At 73.2% G+C, this 14,371-nt stretch carries 6 protein-coding genes; 5 read left to right on the plus strand and 1 reads right to left on the minus strand.

The genetic code is table 11. The annotated features are described in order from the left end of the window. The first annotated feature begins 49 nt into the window (after positions 1-49). The 5 genes from ACFYUV_RS47150 to ACFYUV_RS47170 all read left to right on the plus strand — a co-directional run bounded on the left by ACFYUV_RS47150 (position 50) and on the right by ACFYUV_RS47170 (position 13,542). On the plus strand, positions 50-10,312 hold the full coding sequence (locus ACFYUV_RS47150) for a hypothetical protein (protein ID WP_387681677.1): 10,263 nt from the start codon (positions 50-52) through the stop codon (positions 10,310-10,312). Positions 10,313-10,358: 46 nt separating this feature from the next. Continuing rightward, positions 10,359-10,883 carry a hypothetical protein gene (locus ACFYUV_RS47155; protein ID WP_387681680.1) on the plus strand — a complete coding sequence of 175 codons (525 nt, stop codon included), beginning with the start codon at positions 10,359-10,361 and terminating at the stop codon, positions 10,881-10,883. Next, on the plus strand, positions 10,876-11,427 hold the full coding sequence (locus ACFYUV_RS47160) for a hypothetical protein (RefSeq protein WP_387681683.1): 552 nt from the start codon (positions 10,876-10,878) through the stop codon (positions 11,425-11,427). The genes ACFYUV_RS47155 and ACFYUV_RS47160 overlap by 8 nt, the downstream gene beginning before the upstream one ends. A gap of 118 nt (positions 11,428-11,545) precedes the next feature. After that, entirely contained in the window at positions 11,546-12,649 is a 1,104-nt protein-coding gene (locus ACFYUV_RS47165; RefSeq protein ID WP_387681686.1) for a family 2 encapsulin nanocompartment cargo protein terpene cyclase, read from the plus strand. After that, a complete protein-coding gene (locus tag ACFYUV_RS47170) occupies positions 12,646-13,542 on the plus strand; it encodes a geranyl diphosphate 2-C-methyltransferase (RefSeq protein WP_387681689.1) in 897 nt (298 codons plus the stop codon). Before ACFYUV_RS47165 ends, ACFYUV_RS47170 begins: the two co-directional genes overlap by 4 nt. Here ACFYUV_RS47170 and ACFYUV_RS47175 read toward each other — a convergent pair whose 3' ends face one another. Beyond that, complete coding sequence (locus tag ACFYUV_RS47175) at positions 13,543-14,346, minus strand: MBL fold metallo-hydrolase (RefSeq protein ID WP_387681691.1); 804 nt, start codon at positions 14,344-14,346, stop codon at positions 13,543-13,545. Between the last annotated feature and the right edge of the window lie 25 nt (positions 14,347-14,371).

Below are 14,371 nucleotides of genomic sequence, written 5' to 3' on the forward strand. Positions count from 1 at the left end.
GCACAGCGCGACCGGCCCCCAGGGGCCGACTTCCCACGGTTCGTCGGGTGTGCCCACCATCCAGCCCCCGGTCCGCATCGACCGGGACGTGGAGCCGGTCTGGGAGACCGAGGTGCTGCCCGACTGGGTGGTCAACTGGTTGATCCCGATGTTGTCGGCCGGTCAGAAGTGGCCGGAGGCGAGCGAGAGCGGGATGTCCAAGCTCGCCCACGCCTACCACGCGCTGGCCGCCGGAGCGATCGGCACCGCGCCGCGCGCCGGCTCGGCCGTGCGCACCGTGGCGACCGGCTGGTCCTCGCCGGCCAGCGCCGACTTCGTCTCCCGCGCCAAGTACCTGTACGGCCACGGCGCCGGCATGGCGGGCGCGGCCGGCCAGTCGCAGAACTACCTGAGCCAGTCGGAGAACTTCGCGGTCGAGACCCAGTACTCCAAGCTGTCCGTCAACGTGGCGTTCTGGGTCACGGTCGTCGCCATCGCCATCGCGCTCTTCGCCGCCTTCTTCACCGCCGGCTCCGCGACGGCGATCATCGGGCCGTACGCGGCCGCGGGCCGCGCGGCGATCAGCCGGATCCTGGTCCGGCTCGCCATGATCGGCGCCAGGGAGGTGGGCGCCGGCAAGCTGGCCCGGGTGACCGCGCTCAGCGGCGCCACCGGGCGCGGTCTCATCGCCCGGCTGCTCGGCTCCGCGATCGGCAAGGAGCTGATCGAGGAGATCGGCGAAGAGTTCTTCATCGACGCCGGCGCCCAGTACCAGCAGATCCAGATGGGCACCAGGAAGGAATGGGACTGGAAGAAGTCCCAGGCCGCGATCATCGGCGCCGGCGGCGGCGCGCTCGCCGGCACCGCGCTGTCCGGGCCCATCTCCAAAGTCACCCGGCACATGCCGGGCTTCCCCGGCCGCGCGATGACCACCGGCCTGACCAACACGATCGCCTCCCCGGTCGGCAGCTTCTTCGCCAACGGCCTGGTGTACGGCCAGTGGGACAACCCGTTCACGGCCGACGCCATCATGGGCGGCTTCATGGGCGGCGCGGGGCGTACCGGGTCGATCAGCCCGTTCAACCCCGAGGTGTACACGACGCTGGCCAACCCGGTCACCGCCCTGGCCTCGGCCTACGACACCGCCGCCCGTACCGACGCCGCCCGCGCGGGTGGCGGCGACCCCAACGCCGGGGGCGGGAACCCGCCGGCCGGCAGCCCGGCCCCTTCGGGCGGCGGGCCCGTCGTCCCCGCCGGGGCGGCGCAGGCCGGCGGGCCCTCCTCCAGCCAGAACGACGACGTCAGGCGCGGCACGTCCGCCGCCCCCGACTCCGACGCCGGCCCGCGCCGCGGCTCCAGCTCGCGGGACGACCGGCAGAACACCGACCGCGAGCCCCGGGCCGAGACCACCGACGACACCACCGACGACACCACCGACGACTCGGCGGCGGACTCCGACACGACGCCGCAGGCCCCGGACCCGAAGGCGAAGACCAGCTCCGCACCGGCTCCGCAGACCACCGCCGCCCCCCAGACCCAGGACGACTCCCAGACCCAGGACGACTCGCAGGACGCCCAGCAGGACGACCAGCAGCAACCGGCCCCCCAGCAGGACGCCCAGCCAGCCCCGGCGGCCCAGCCGGACACCCAGGCGGACGCCCAGACGGACACCCAGCCGAACGCCCAGCCGGACGCACAACAGGGCGCCCAGCAGAACGCCCAACAGGACAACCAGCAGGACAACCAGCAGAGCCCGCAGCAGGACGACCAGCAGGGGCCGATCGCGCAGCAGGGCGACCAGCAGGGAGCGGCCGCCCCGCAGAACGACGACACCCCCGCCACCACGTCGGCCGCCGCCCCCGACGACGCGCCGCCGCCCACGCCCGTCCTGGCGACCGTCCGGGCCCGTAACGCGCTGATGAACTCGCTCACCGTGGACTTCCCCGGCGCGGTCGTCGGCCCGAACGGCGACCTCCTCATCCCCTCCCCCGACGGCAGCGTACGGGTGATCCGCGCCGCCACCATGAGACGCGTGCGCGCCGCCCTGGACACCCGCGCCGACGAGGTCACCGACGCCGACGAGCTGCAGGCCGAGGCCACCGCGCTGGTGCTGCTGGCCCAGGAGACGGGCGAGACCCGGCAGCCCGCCACGAGCAGGCCGGGCACGGTCACGTCGAGGCCGGTCCCGGGCACCCGGCACGTCCCCGACGCCCGGCCGGGCACCTCGCTGCAGCCCGACGAGGTCCAGGAGGGCGCCGACGCCCTGCGGACGTCCCACTTCCTCAACCAGGACGTGCAGGACATCACCTGGTCGGCCGACGGCACGCTCGTCGTCCGGACCAGGAACAACGGCACCCACCACTTCCGCCCGGTCGTCGGCGAGATGACCGAGGGGCTCATGGGCGAGACCGAGCTCTCGACCGGCGAGGACGCCCAGCACGCCCACGTCGTGCACTTCGCCCCCGGCATGAACCCCAGCCAGGTCTCCCGGGTCTGGCTGCACGAGATCACCGACACCCTGCAGAAGCTCCAGGAGGACACCGCCCCCAAGCGGCGGGGCTTCCTGCGCCGCAAGCCGGCGACCAGCGAGCCCACGCAGGACATGTGCGCCCAGGCCCAGCTCAACGAGCTGGCGTTCCTGGCCGAGCAGTGGCACGCCGCGCAGACGCCGCAGGAGCAGCGGCTGCTCGCCCTCGACATCGACGGCGTGTCCCGCCAGCTCACCGACCGCGGCCACACCCCGCCGCTGCCACCGTGGGCCCCCAAGCCGGGGTCCCGGCCCACCCACGCGCCGCCGGTGCCGCAGGGCCGCCCCGCGCGCGAGGAGCTGCCGGCCGTCATCGACGCGCTGCAGCGGGCCGAGCAGGCGCTCAAGGAGCAGATCGCGGCGAAGCGGAAGAGCGCCGAGGAGGCCAAGGAGGCGATCCGCAAGGCGCGGCAGGAGGCACGGAAGGCTGACCGGCAGCACGACCAGGGCCACGCGGAGCGAGCGCGCAAGGCGCGGCAGGAGAGCCGTACCCATCGCGCCACCCGGGAACGGCACACCAGGATCGCCGACGCGTACGAGGTCGCGCTGCGCGAGGCGACCCGGACCCGGCAGACGTACCAGCAGCTGCTCACGGCGTTGAACGAGATCGAGAACCCGAGCGCGCCCGCCGGGCCGGTCGGCATGCGGCCCGTCGCCGAGCGGCTGGCCAACCAGGTCCTGCAGCAGCACGCCGCGTACCTGGACGCGCTGGCCGCCGCGCTGCCCCAGGAGATCAACCTGGCCGCGGCCCAGCCGACGGGCCGGCTGGCCCACATCTCCGCCCTCACCACCGCCGTCAACGACCTGCTGGCCGACAACGGCATCGGCCACAGGTTCACGACGCACGAGCTGGAGGGGGCGATCCGGGCGGACTTCCACAAGGCCGTCTCCGCCGACGGCCTCGTCGTGCAGGTGGGGCACCACGGCAAGGCGGCCGAGGTGCGCATCAAGCTGACGCTCGCCGACCTGGTCGAGGTGCTCGATCCGGCCATCAAGGGGTCGGAGATGATGGTGGGCCTGTTCCACCAGGCCGGCCGTACGGCCTCGGTCACCCAGGCGGGCAGCGGCGGGCTGTCGATGGGCTTCAACACCGGCGTCCTGGCCCAGTTCCTGCCCGAGGACCACGTGGCCAGGATGATGACGGAACTGCTGGGCGTCGGCCTCGGCGCCTCGATCGGGCGCAACTGGTCGAACACCGGCGGAGCCGGCATGTTCGCCCAGACGGGCTCGGTCACCGACAACCGGAGCGAGTCGCTGCTGTTCGACGCCGCCGCCACCTGGACGGCCGAGATCCGCACCGGCCAGGACGAGAACTGGCGGGGCACCGTCACGGTCGACTCCGGCGCTCCCGGCGACTCGTCGAGCCAGCGGTTGTGGTTCTCGCACTCCGCCACCGACCAGCCGCCGCGCAAGCTGGAGTGGATCGACAGGGCCAAGCGCCGCAAGGAGATGCCCAACGTCGTCGTCCAGAGCATGAGCGACCTGGAAAGCGCCGTCGACATGCTCGCGGACGTGCTCGGCGGCGACTACGCCGAGATCGGCACCTCGGCCCGCGACGCGCTGCGCGGGTTCGTCACCCATAACCTGCCCCACAACCTGCGGACCGCGGTCAACGAGGGGCTGGAGCGCGTCTTCACCAAGAACGGCGAGCCGCAGGTCCGGGTACGCGCCGAGAGCCGGGTCGTGGTGGAGCTCTCCCAGCCGGTCGGCGGCTCGACCTCCGAGGAGTGGGAGGAGGAGGTGCTGGTCGACTTCGTCGCGACACCCGCGGGCGCGTCCTCGGGCGCCTCGCTCGAAGGCAACGCCTCGGCCGGGTTCAACGCCCCCGGGCTGGCGGCCGTGGATCTCGGCGGGTACCAGCCCGCGATCGGCCCCAAGGCCAACGGGGCGAGAGGGGCGTCGCGGTCGTACTCGGCCACGGCCAACAAGCAGGCGATCCACCCCAGCGTGCGCCGCATGACCCACCCCAAGCAGAGCTACCGGCTCGTGGTGGTCACCACGTTCACCGTGGAGCGGTTCGGCGAGCCGCCCGTCACGTTGACGCCGGTGCGCAGCACGGCGCTGGCCGACATGCGCGAGAAGGCCGCCTTCCATTTCGGCCTGCCCGTGGACAGCGCCGCGCTGGTCCGCAAGAACGGACAGCCGGTCACCGACGCCAACGGCGTGCCTGTCCTGCGCGGCGACCCCAACCCCGCCCCGCCGCCCGGCCGCAAGCCGGAGCTGCCCATATGGCTGGGCGAGGGGCCGGGGAAGATGCGCGGCGCGGGCCCGGCGCTGGTGGAGGAGATCGAGGGGCTGGCGGAGTTCCGGGAGAAGGTCCTGGAGGAGCTGGCCGAGCGGGGGGTCATCCCCAAGGTCGTGAACGGCGTGCCGGAGTACGCCACCAACGATCTCGCCCGCGCCAGCCAGATCCTCAACCGGCAGGAGCTCCTGGAGCAACTGTCGGAGCAGCGGATCCGCGCCGCCTACGACTCCCTGGCTCAGGACGGCATCGTCCTCGACCTGACGCTGCACGGTCTCAACGCCGCCCCCGAGCACTACATGCTGCACCTGTCGCTGCAGCAGGACTTCGACGACGTGACCTACGTCGGTCACACCGACACCCAGACGGTGGTCAACCTCGACATCGGCTCCGACACCTCGGCCCGCGGCATCAGCAGGTCCAGGACGTACAGCGGCGGCGCGTCGGTCAGCGAGAGCGACGGCCCGGACAAGGGGCACGACGGCCTCACGCACGAGGTGGGCGTCAACGGCGGCGGCAACCGCACCCGTACGGCGGGCTCCAGCGCCGGCGGCACGACCAACATCGTGGGCCTGGCTGAGAGCAGCGGCCCGGTCGCGATCCTGAAGCTGGGCCACCACATGACCGCCGCCCTGCTGCACAATGGCACGACGACGACGATCGCGACCACCGAGGGCTCGGCCCAGCTCGTCTTCGCCGCCGACCTGCTCCCGTCGACGAAGGAGACGCCGCCCGCGCCGATCGGGCGGATGTCCCCGAAGCTCAGGTCCATCGCACAGTTGCTGCACGTGGACGTGGGCCGTCCCCTGGACGCGGCCCGCCAGGTGCTGCCACGCGGCACGACCGCCGACTCCGTGGCCCTCCAGCACCTCATGACGTTCCTGAACGTGCGCAACCTGGTCGCCCATCCGAAGCTGCTGAACCGGCCGTTCACCACGGACGGCGCGATCCGGCCGAACGGCGGCCCCACGCGCTCGTCGCTGTCGGTGTCCGGCGAGATCGGCGAGACCGAGGTGCTGGGCATCATCGACCCCGTCACGGGCGTGATCAAGTTCGGGCTCGGCAGCGCGGGGATCTCGTGGGGCGGCTCGTCCGGTCTGTCCGCGGGGATGTCGACGAGCGCCTCCGACCTCGACGACGGCGGCACGACCAGCGACGGCGGCTCGCTCTCGCTGCCCTCCCGGTCCGGCGGCACGTCCGAGTCCACCGCGCTCACGGACATCTGGGGCAGCGAGGAACTGCTGATCAAGTATGGCCGCCACTACGCGCTGCGCAGCACCGTCGATCTCACCCTCACCGGCTCCGAGAGCGCCGAGCACGGGGTGCCGACCGGCGACCGCATCACCGTCAGCGGGTCCAGGACGGAGACCGTCTCCGGCACCGCGCTGTTCGCGGTGCCCGAGGACGACGCGCTGCTGATGTACGGGGAAGGCGACCTCGACCTGCCGCTCCACCTGGTCGGCGACGCGGTCGAACGGTTCCTCAACGGCAGCCTGACCCTCGACCGGAGCATCGCGGTCCCGCTGGTGCAGCGCTACGTCAAGGACATGGCGCAGTCGGGGGTCACCAACGAGTACACCGAGCGCCACACCCCGCAAGCCCTGCTGACCAAGCTCAAGGAGGTCGCCGACCTCGGCTCCCCCGCCCCGGGAAGCCCGCAGGAGAAGCTCGACCAAGCCCTGGACGACGCCGCCGAGCAGCTCGAACGCTCCAGGGACGTGGTGCTCGCAGCGCCGTACGACCGGTCGGTGGGCCCGAGCGCGACCGAGTCGCTGACCCTGACGGACGAGAACGGCGACCCGGTCGACGTGATCGACGCGGTCCGGAGCGCCGTGCAGGACGCCGTGCCCGGGGCGCTGGACGAGAGCACCACCCTCGCCGAAGAGCTGAACGTCGACTTCTCCGAGGACGCCGCGGTGATCCACGTCGCCGACATGTGGTCGTCGAGGGGCTTCGAACGCAGCTACCACGTCCAGCAGGGCGCGCAGGTGACGCAGGCCGAGGAGGTGACGGTCAGGGTACGCCTCGAACCCGTCGGCGACCCGCGCGCGGCCAGGATGCTCAGTCAGACGTCGCAGGCCGGTCTGATCGTCCAGCACTACCGGTACACCGACCAGACGCATTCGGAGTCGTACAACGGGTCCTATTCGGCCGGCCTCGACTCGTCCACCGGCGACCCGGCCGGCGGCCAGGGCGGCGGCCTGTCCACCGACCGCGGACGCGGGTACTCGGGCTCCACCAACCACCAGAACACGCGACTGCAGCGGATCGGCCTGTTCAACGGGCTGACCCAGGTGGAGCAGCAGATGCGGGTCGTCATCGAGGTGGAGCGCCGTCCCGTGCGGGGAGGCAGGATCCCGGCCGGCGCCAAGAAGGCCGCCGACACGCTCCAGCGCAAGCCGCGCGCCACGCCGCCGGTCGTCTACAACGCCACGCTGGTGCGGCGCATCCCGACCGGCATGACCAGGCCCGTCGGCGAGGATCCGGGGCCGGTCGTCATGAACACCGACCCCCGGCAGGCCGAGCTGCATCCCGGCTTCTTCCCGGCGGCGCTGTGGGAGAGCCCGGCCAAGCCCAGCCTGTACGAGGTCGTCACCGCCCAGCTCACCAAGATGCTGGGCGCGGCGGCGGTGCAGGAACGCCGCCCCGAGCTGATCAGGCGGCTGGCGCCGTCGGCGCTGCTGACCGCGTTCGAACGGATGACGGACCCCTCCGGCGAGCCGATCGTCCCGGTGTCCAGGCAGAAGTTCAAGGACCAGGGCGTGACGGTCACCGCCCACGCCCGCCTGTCCGACCTGACGATCGTGGCCGGGCCGTACGACGGGGAGAAGGGCCAGGTCGACCGCCAGGCCGACGCCCAGAACGTGACCGTCTCCCGCGGGCGGACGACCCCGCTGGGCTGGGGCGTCAACGGGTCGGACAAGTCGACCGGCGTCAACGGCGGCGTCAAGGGCGGCGAGCAGACGTCCGAGAGCGTCAGCGACCACCACGGGGCGCGCCGCGAGCGCAGCATGTTCGAGAAGGGCAAGCTCTACACCGTACGTCTGCGGGTGGACTACGACCTCGGCTTCCAGTACATGGCGCGGCTGCGCGACGGCAACGAGCACCCGGTCGGCGACCCCGTCCACCTGCCGTCCGCCTCAACCGGCGAGGTGGACGTGATCATGTTCGGGGAGGAGATCGAGGAGCTGCGCGAGCGCATGGCGGCGGGCGTACGGCTCGGGCCGCCGCGTCCCGGCGGCCCGCCGCCCGCGACGTTCACCTTCGTGCCCGCCTCCGAGAACCAGAACCCGATCCAGACCCTCCAGGAGGCCCGCCTGGCCGCCCGCGACCGCGGCGAGGTCGCCCGGGTGGCGGTCTGGGAGGCCGACGGCCTCCACCGCTACCGCGTCATGCCCGACGGCTCGCTGTACAGCGAGACCCTGGACGGCGGCTTCGCCGAGTCGATCGCCGGCCTCACGCCCGACCTGCTGGATGCGGCCCGCGGCGTCGGCCTCGACCTGCGCGACGTCTTCATGAACCCGGCCACGGCCGGCACCTTCACCGAGCAGGTCCAGACCGCGCTCGCCGCCCTCGACGCCCTTCCCGCGCCCGCCCCGCCGCCCGCCTGGCCCGCTCCCGCCACCGCCGAGCACGCGAACCCGGTGGGCGGCAGCGTGGCGCAGGGCGTGACGCCGGCCGCCGGGATGCCGTCCCCCGCGATCGAGAACACGCCGTTCAGCAGGTCGTCGCGCCCAGAAGGGGTGCCCGACCTGAGCCTGGACGAGCTGCGCGGCCAGCCCCTGTCCGCCGTCGACCTCGGCGGCGCCGCCGCCCACGTGGGCTGGACCGGGGACGACGTCCTGACCGTCCAGGTGCCGGGCGCGCCCGACCAGCACGTCCGCGTGGAGGTCGGCGAGCCGGGCGAGGGCCTTAACGCGCTCACCGTGCCGCGCGCGGGCACGGCCGAGGAGCCGCACCTGCTGCGGATCTGGGGACGCGTGCATCCCGACCTGGTGTCGTCGGTCCTGGTCCACGATCTCTCGCACGTCGTCCAGGCGGCGACCGCGGCGGCGGCCGGCATGCCGCAGGGCGTGCTCAGGACGTCGCCGCAGGGCGAGCAGACCGAGGGCACCGACCTGTGCCTGCTCCCCCGCATGGACGAGCACGCCCACCTGTCCGACAAGTGGCACGCCACCACCGACCCGGCCCGGCGCGAGCGCCTGGCGGCGGCGATCGACGCCGTCGCCGAGGACATCCGCCGGCGCGGCCACACGCCGCCGGCCCCGCCGTGGGGCACCGGGCCCCGCGCGCCGGCCGCCCCCGAGCCGCAGAGCCGGATCGCCCGTCTGCTCAACGGCGGCTCGGCCACCGGCCTGGACACCTCGCCGCCGGGCCTGGGCAAACTGGCCGCGATCGCCGGCGTGCCCGCCATCACCCCGGGAGCCGCTCCCGCCAACGGCGCCGCCCCGCACGTGGGGCCGGCGGACACGTTCACGGTGACCACCGCCGGCGGCGAGTTCACGCTGACCCTGGCCGAGGCCGCGCCCGGCGCGGACGGGGTGACCGTCGAGTCGAGCGCTCCCGGCCACCTGACGCTGCGGGTGCCCGCCGACGCCGGCTCCAAGGCCACGGCTGCCGTCGCCGAGCACGTCGCGGCCCACGCCGCCACGCTCGCCGACGACCCCGCCACCGGCCGTCCGGCGCAGGCCCGTCCCGCCGAGGGCGGGCGGCCCGGTCCGGCCGAGGCGGCGGCGCTGGCCCGGCTGCGCGGGCTGGCGCGGGCGGTCGCCGAGGCGGGCCCGATCCGCTCGCGCGCCGAACGGGCGGCACTCCAGGAGGAGGCCCGGCGGCTGGGGCTGACCGGCGACCAGCAGGGCGCGCCGTCCAGGCTGGCGGAGCTGTCCCGCTCGGGCGACCTCACGCCCGCTGACGTCACGGCGATCCGCGGCCACGCGACGCTCCCCGAGACGGCCGCCGCCGGAGCCGTCGTACGGGCCGCCGCCCTCATGGGCGGGCGCGTCGTGATCCACGGCCCCGGCCTGCTCGACATCGTGCTGCCCGGCCGGGCGCCCATCACCGTCGAGGTCCGGCGGCCCGGGTCCGGCGAGCCCGACCCCGGCGTGCTGACCTACGACGTGGACCCGGCCCGCACGATCGGCGCGAACGAGCGGGCCGCCGCCGGGACGGCCGCCGCCGCCGTCGCCCGCGCGCTGGGCCTGCCGCCCGCCGACAGCCAGGAGCTGGCCGAGCTGCACGAGGCCGTGCGCCAGGTGCGTGCGGCCAACATCAGGCAGCGCCTGGGCCGCCTGGGCGTGCTGTTCGACCTGATCACCGGGGCCCGCCCGGAGATCCTGCGGCTGCTTCCGCCGCAGGTGGCCGACGAGCTGGCCACCCTGGCGGACGGCCGCCGCCCTCGCGACTGGTCCGCGATCCTGGACCAGGTCCGCGCGCTGGCGAACACGACCGGCTGGAACCCGCCCGAGGGCGAGTGCGTGTGCCCGGACGACGGCCCGTGCGTGTGCGGCCTCCGGCTGAACGACACCCCGCTGGTGACGCCGGACCCCGAGGCGGTGGCGGTGTGACAGGCGGGACGTCGGGCATCATGGGAACCCCGAGGAGAGGACGGCTATGACTTTCGCGGTGGCGCGGACGAGGGACGAGGCGCATCTCTACCTCGACCTCAACCCCTGCGCCTGCGGGTCCACCGACACGACCTGGCGCAACGGGCTGGTCGACGTCGAGGGCGAGCTGGTCAACCGCTACTTCGGCCCGTGCGAGGAGTGCGGCACGCCGCGCGAGTTCGTGTTCGGGCTGCCGGAGCGTCCGGTGCTGCCCGCCGGGTTCCCGACGTTCGGCGGCCCCGAGCCGTCGGAGCTGCTCGACGCGGGCGAGTGGTTGTGGGTGGCCGACCTGACGGCCAGCGACGTGCCGGTGGCCGACCGGGCCGAGGCCCTGCGCACGCTGAGGATCGCCGCCGCGGCGGTGGAGGAGGTCGTCAAGTTCGTGCCGGCGGGCGCGGACGCGGTGCCCGACGACGGGTTCTGGTCCGAACGCGGACAGGGGGTGCGCGCGGCCGAGCCCGGCAGGTTCCAGCTCGACCGGCTGCTGGTCGTCCGCGACACCTACCAGGCGCTGGCGGGTGAGTATGCCTGAGCAGGGTCTGGGCCGCTCGCTCGTCGAGGCGTACGTCTACATCGACCTGGTGGCCCACTCCGGCACGCCGGGCGCCTCGCGCGAGGCCACCGTCGACCAGGACGCCGAGAGCCTGCGGGTGCGGCTCGGCGACGTGGAGGTCGAGGTCCCCGTCGAGGCCGAGCGGGCGGCCAGGGAGACCGGCGCGACGTTCGGCACCGGCCTGTCGGAGCTGCTCGACCCCGGCCAGTGGGTGCTGATCGCCACCACGTACGCGAGCCGGGCCCTGGAGGAGGGCCTGTTCTACGCCGCCGGCCCGGCCTCCCCCGAGCGGTACGACGCCGTGGCGACCGGCTGGCGCTTCGCCGCCGACGCCCTGGCCGAGGCGCTGAAGTTCTTCCCGCCGGAGGCCACCGAGCTGCCGCCCGACGCCTTCTGGAGCGACCTGGGCCGGACCGTGCGCGAGACCGAGCCGCAGCGCCTGACCCGGGCGAAGCTGGAGGACGACCTGGCCTTCTACCGCAAGAGCCTCGACGACTTCGAAAGCCTGCACACAAGGCCCTGACCGGCAGAGTGCGCCCCCCGGAGGGTAAGGCTCTCATTACCGATTGGCTACTCTACTTTTAGTAGCTGAATAACTACTTTCGGTAATGTCCTGCTCCTCCTCAGGGAAGAGGCGCGCCATGCCCCAGTACGCCGCGGTCCCGCGGCTCCCGACCGGCCCCACCGGCCTCGGAACCTCCGCGCTCCACCTTCCGATCCCCGCTCCACCCTCTGCGCCCAGGCAGTTGCCGGTCCAGATCCCGTATGTCGAGCGGGAGTGGGGTGACGGCTCCTACCCGCCGCTCTACTGCCCCGAGACGGTCCGCGACGACCCGGCGCTCGGCGCGGAGGTCGACCGGCGGCTCGTGGCGTGGGCCGAGAAGGTGGGCCTGCACGCCGGGCGGATGGACGAGTTCGCCGCCACCGGGTTCGGCCGGCTGGCGATGCTCGCCCACCCCGACAGCGACGACCCCGACCTGCTGCTGATCGCGGCGCAGATGAACACCGCCTGGTGGGCGGCCGACGACTACTACGCCGACGAGACCGAGCTCGGCGCGAGCCCCACCGAGCTGCCGCCGCGCCTGGCGCTCGTCATGTCGGCCATGGACCCGCCCCCGCCCGCGGGCGTGTACACCGAGCAGCTCGAAGAGGCGATCGAGGCCGACCCCGTGCTGGTCGCCCTGCGCTCGGCCACCGGCCACCTGTCCCGCCACGGCACCCCGTCGCAGGTCATGCGGGCCTGCAACACCACCTTCCAGATGTACGTGAGCTGGACCGCCTACGCCGCCTGGCGCTACCTGGAGACCCCGCCGCCCGTCTGGCGCTACCTCGCGGCCCGGCAGCACGACAGCTTCTACACCTCCATGACCCTCATCGACGTCGTCGCCGCCTACGAGCTGCCCGCCAACCTGTTCTACGACCGGCGCTTCCACACCGCGCTCATGCAGGCCGGCACGGCCAGCGTCATCGTCAACGACCTCCACTCCGTCGCGCGGGAGGCGGCCGACGAGCTGCCCGACTCCAACGTCGTCCTGCTCATCGCGGGCGAGGAGAAGTGCTCCACGCGCGAGGCCACCGAACGCGCCGTCGCGCTGCACAACGACTTCGTCAAAGGCTTCGAGACCAGCCAGCGCGAGCTCGCCGCCGTTCCCTCCGTGGAACTGCAGCGATTCCTGCGCGGCGCCCAGGGCTGGATGGCCGGTTGCCTCGAATGGCACGGCAGCAGCAGCCGCTACCACTCATGACGACCGGCCGCCCCCGGCCGGGAAGGAGCTCTTCCCAGGTGACCGTCAACACCCAGTCCCCCGTCCTCACGAGCCACTACCAGCACTCCGTCGCCAGCTACTGGAACGCCGAGAAGAACCCGGTCAACCTGCGCCTGGGCGACGTCGACGGCCTGTACCACCACCACTACGGCATCGGCGAGGTGAACTGGACGGTACTCGACGGCCCCGAGGACACCCGCGAGGACCGCATCGTCAAGGAGCTCCACCGCCTGGAGACCGCCCAGGCCGACCTGCTGATCAGCCATCTCGGCCCGCTCGAACCCCACCACCGGGTGCTCGACGCCGGCTCCGGCCGCGGCGGCAGCAGCCTGCTGGTCAACATGCGGTACGGCTGCGAGGTCGACGGCGTGTCCATCTCCGAGTCGCAGGTCGCCTTCGCCAACGACCAGGCCAAGAAGCGCGGCGTCGACGACAAGGTGCGCTTCCACTTCCGCAACATGCTGGAGACCGGCTTCGAGACTGGATCGTTCCAGGCGAGCTGGAACAACGAGAGCACCATGTACGTCGAGCTGTCCCTGCTGTTCGCCGAGCACGCCCGGCTGCTGCGCCGGGGCGGCCGGTACGTCTGCGTCACCGGCTGCTACAACGACGCCTACGGCCTGCCGTCCCGGGCGGTCAGCCAGATCAACGCCCACTACATCTGCGACATCCACCCCCGCAGCACGTACTTCGAGCAGATGGCGGCCAACCGGCTGGTCCCGGTCAGCGTCGTCGACCTGACGGCGGCCACGATCCCGTACTGGGAGCTGCGCGCCCGCACCCACCTGGCCACGGGCATCGAGCAGTCCTTCCTCGACGCCTACAAGAACGGCAGCTTCCAGTACCTGCTCATCGCGGCCGACCGCGTCTGATCAACCGGCCACCGCGGCGGCCAGCTCCCACGGGTCGTGGGCCGAGAAGACGCTCACCTGGTCGCCGTGGTCCCGTACCAGCTCCCGCAGCCTGGCCTGGGTGCCGAGCCGCAGGTCGTGATGGACCTCCGAGCGGGTCTGCACGACGTCCATCAGCGGGTGCGGATGCGGGTCCGGCTGCAGCTCGCGGTGGTAGTAGTAGGCGTCGCCGCAGTGCAGCAGCCAGCGGTCCCCCTTGCGGACGGCGACGCCGGTGTGCCCGGCGGTGTGCCCGCCGAGGGGGACCAGCCTGATGTCCTCGGGCAGCCCGTCGGGCTTGATCGAGGCGAAGCCGAACCAGTCGTCGTTCGCCTCCGGGGTGTAGGTCACCCAGTCGGGGCCGTGCGCCCAGTGGGCCGGGCGGTAGCGGTAGCTCGGGGCCTCGGCGAGCGCCGCCTCCAGCTCGGCGGCCAGCAGGTGCACCCGCGCGCCGGGGAAGTCGGGCAGCCCGCCGCAGTGGTCGACGTCGAGGTGGGTGACGATGACGTGGCGCACGTCGTCCGGGCGGTAGCCGAGCCGGGCGACCTGGCGTACGGCGGTCTCCTCCTCCTCCAGCGCGGGCTCGGCCATGGCCACCCAGTCGGCGCCCAGCGTGCCGGCCGGGTCGCGCACATTGCCGAGCCCGAGGCCCGTCTCGACCAGCACGAGCCCGTCGGCCGGGGTCTCCACCAGCAGGCAGTGGTTCACGGCGGGGGCGGCGGGCGGGCCGTCGTAGGTGGCTTCGATCGTCCGTACGGATCCGCAGTTCAGGTGATGAATCCTCATGGGGACGATCGTCATGCTTGAACCG

The organism is Nonomuraea sp. NPDC003560, assembly GCF_042878785.1.
Taxonomy (GTDB): Bacteria; Actinomycetota; Actinomycetes; order Streptosporangiales; family Streptosporangiaceae; genus Nonomuraea.

What these genes read in the sequence shown, in the direction of transcription:
- ACFYUV_RS47155 (WP_387681680.1), top strand. Translation starts at nt 10,359, where the DNA reads ATGACTTTCGCGGTGGCGCGGACGAGGGACGAGGCGCATCTCTACCTC.
- ACFYUV_RS47160 (WP_387681683.1), top strand. Translation starts at nt 10,876, where the DNA reads ATGCCTGAGCAGGGTCTGGGCCGCTCGCTCGTCGAGGCGTACGTCTAC.
- ACFYUV_RS47165 (WP_387681686.1), top strand. Translation starts at nt 11,546, where the DNA reads ATGCCCCAGTACGCCGCGGTCCCGCGGCTCCCGACCGGCCCCACCGGC.
- ACFYUV_RS47170 (WP_387681689.1), top strand. Translation starts at nt 12,646, where the DNA reads ATGACGACCGGCCGCCCCCGGCCGGGAAGGAGCTCTTCCCAGGTGACC.
- ACFYUV_RS47175 (WP_387681691.1), bottom strand. Translation starts at nt 14,346, where the DNA reads ATGAGGATTCATCACCTGAACTGCGGATCCGTACGGACGATCGAAGCC.